The 342-nt window shown below is 49.7% G+C and carries 1 protein-coding gene; it reads right to left on the minus strand.

The window, feature by feature from the left end:
- Window positions 1-342: DUF7507 domain-containing protein (locus IQ282_RS00170; RefSeq protein WP_194849930.1), on the minus strand; the 342-nt coding region annotated here is incomplete at both ends.

Here is a 342-nt window from a genome sequence, read left to right on the forward strand (position 1 = left end):
CTCCACTGTTATCTATATCAGATTGCTGGATCGTGTAGGTTCCAGTAAAGGTCGTATTGTCCGTGCCACTTGGACCTGGGGGAAGTGTGGCGATTGGACCGCCTGATAAACTACCGTTCGGCGCTACCAACAACGGGTCGGTGATGCGAACGTTGGTAAGCGTCGTTGATCCCGTATTGGTCACCGCAAAACTGTAACTGATCGTCTCACCCAACTGGGCATTCCCATCTCCGTTCTCATCATTGAAGACACCAGTCTTTATGACCGCTATACCATTGTCATCACCAAAATCTGTAAACGTTGGGTCGTTCAATGCATTGCTGGATCCCGATAGATCCGTGA

The organism is Nonlabens antarcticus, assembly GCF_015356755.1.
Classification (GTDB): domain Bacteria; phylum Bacteroidota; class Bacteroidia; order Flavobacteriales; family Flavobacteriaceae; genus Nonlabens; species Nonlabens antarcticus.